Source organism: Methanosarcina sp. A14, from assembly GCF_001729375.1.
In the GTDB taxonomy this organism is placed as follows: domain Archaea; phylum Halobacteriota; class Methanosarcinia; order Methanosarcinales; family Methanosarcinaceae; genus Methanosarcina; species Methanosarcina barkeri.
In genome coordinates this window covers 1-2,446 of record NZ_LZPK01000097.1, presented here as the reverse complement: position 1 = coordinate 2,446, position 2,446 = coordinate 1, and the positions used below count along the sequence as shown (strand labels likewise).

2 protein-coding genes are annotated in these 2,446 nt (G+C 34.3%); both read right to left on the bottom strand.

Going from position 1 to position 2,446, the window contains the following annotated elements; translation table 11 throughout:
• Positions 1–194: 194 nt before the first annotated feature.
• Positions 195–1,088, bottom strand: coding sequence for a lysylphosphatidylglycerol synthase transmembrane domain-containing protein (locus A9239_RS05420; RefSeq protein ID WP_048118227.1), 894 nt, complete (start codon positions 1,086–1,088; stop codon positions 195–197).
• Positions 1,066–2,007, bottom strand: coding sequence for a glycosyltransferase family 2 protein (locus tag A9239_RS05415; RefSeq protein WP_048118230.1), 942 nt, complete (start codon positions 2,005–2,007; stop codon positions 1,066–1,068). The genes A9239_RS05420 and A9239_RS05415 overlap by 23 nt, the downstream gene beginning before the upstream one ends.
• Positions 2,008–2,446 lie beyond the last annotated feature (439 nt).

Here is a 2,446-nt window from a genome sequence, read left to right as displayed (position 1 = left end):
AATAACCGTTTTCAATAACTGTTTTCAATAACCGTTTTCAATAACCGTTTTCAATATCCTTTCTTGATGTCCGTTTTCAATATCCTTTCTTGATGTCCGTTCTCGATGTCCTTTTTCAATATCCATTCTTAATATCCGCTCTTAATATCCATTCCCAATGTCCTTTTTATAACAATTCGACCTGCCTTGAAATTTTAAGGTTTTTTTCTTAAAGTAAGTATGAATCCAAATATTGCTGGTAATAGTGTAGTCAAGAAATATAGAACTATAGAGCAGGAAAATCCATATGCAGAACTTTCATTCAATAACTTGAATATTGTAACGCTTACAAACTCTCTAACTCCAAATCCTGATATAGAAATTGGAAAATTACCCAGAACTACTACTATTGGGAGAGAAAAGGTAAGTAAGCTGTTTAATGCGGGATTTAAGGATTTTATAACTATCCAGTATACCAATAAATTCAGCAAGTAATACCCAAGAGTTAATGCAGAAACAGAAAAAATAGCTTTTTTATTTCCGGTGATTTGTTTTATTGTTTTAATATAATTTTCTTTAAATTCACTTCTTTTCGAAAATATCCCGAAAATAAGATTTACAATCTTTTCATTTGTGATAACGAAAATACCAGCGATAAAAATCATTATCATTGGCGTCATTATATATATTAAATTTTTATCTTTAAAAAAGAAAGCTATAGATAGTACACTTAAAACCAGAAGACAGACCATGTCTATGACTCTGTCCATTACTACGGTAGGTATGCTTCTGGAGTTCTCAGTATCTAAGTAAAAAGCTCTTGAAACTTCTCCTGCCCTGCCCGGAGTAAGAGCGCCATAAAAGTTACCCATTAAAATTATTTCAAGTGATCTTTTTACAGGGATTTGAACATTTATACAATCGAGTAGAGACTTCCATTTTATCGCTTTTATCAGGTACATCAGAGCAATAAAAGGTAACGAGAGAGAAAGCAATTCCAGATTTGTCTGGGTAAAGGTCTGGTAGATTGTCCTCAGGTCAAGTTTGGCTATAAGGTAAAACATTAGCCCCAAACTGACTACAGTTTTACCTATCGTTTTCCAGTTCATAGCTATCGTACTTTATAATATAATCATCGTTATTTCTGGAGTTTGTGATCAGTTCTCCTATCAGGCCAAGGGATATAAATTGAGCTCCAAGAACCGTGATTAATATACTCAACATCAGCAGAGGCCTGTCTCCGATCTTGATACCCATGAGCCATAAAGAAACAAGGTGCAGGTTTATAATTATTGCTGAGAATATTAGTAAGAAGCCGATACCTCCAAAGATGTGAAGGGGTCTTTTCTTGTATAGATTCAAAAATGTTACTGTGATCAGATCCAGAAAGCCTTTAAGTAGCCTTTCAACTCCATATTTTGATTTTCCATGAATTCTAGGATGGTGTTCGACTTCAATTTCTCCGACAGTGTATCCTTTCCAGTGTGCTAGAGCTGGAATATAGCGATGGAATTCTCCATATAATCTTACGTTCTTTACGACATAGTTTCTATAACCTTTGAATCCACAGTTGAAGTCATGAATTTTGACTCCTGTGATATATCGAGTCAAAGCATTAAATAATTTTGAGGGAAGGGTTTTTGAAACAGGATCGTGCCTTTTACTCTTCCAGCCTGAAACCATATCATATTCTTCTAATTTTTCAAGAAATCTAGGGATTTCTTTGGGATCGTCCTGCAGGTCTCCATCCAAGGTAATAACAAAATTTCCCCGTGATTTCTTGAACCCGCAGGAAAGAGCCGCAGCCTTTCCATAGTTCCTCTGGAATCTTACAATCTTAATTTTGCTATCTTTGATCGCTTTTAACTTCTTAAAAGTGTCATCCATAGATCCATCATCTACGAAAATGATCTCAGATGTTTTTCCCAATCTTGAAAGAACTACATTCAATTGGTTATATAATTCCCCTACGTTTTCTCCTTCATTGAAAACCGGGACTACGATTGAGAGATCTAATTTATCGGACATTTACCGTTTTCTCCTAAACAGTGCTTCAGTTCATCTGTAAAATTACCACTTATGAAATTTTTGAAACCAAACGAGTCCTATATCAAACTTTAATCTAGAGCCCGTTTCAATAATAGAGGAAGATTTGGATTGAAATTGACAGCAAATTAGAACAAAGCCTCTTTACAACAGTATATATAAGTCATATTTTAATCCACGTTGAAGTCTCTACAGAACTTATTTCTGTGTTTTTAGCTTAATTTTTAAATCATCTCTGAAGTTTCTTGTTCTTAGGACTTACGCAGTTAAAATGCCGAAAACTTGATATCTTTATAAATATACTTATGGCTTAGTGTTTCTCTAAAAACGTACGGAGTTATGGACATAAATCCACCTAAGTGTACCGACATTGACTACATAAATTTTCTCATTGCGGCTTCTAACGTTTATAGCTGTACTG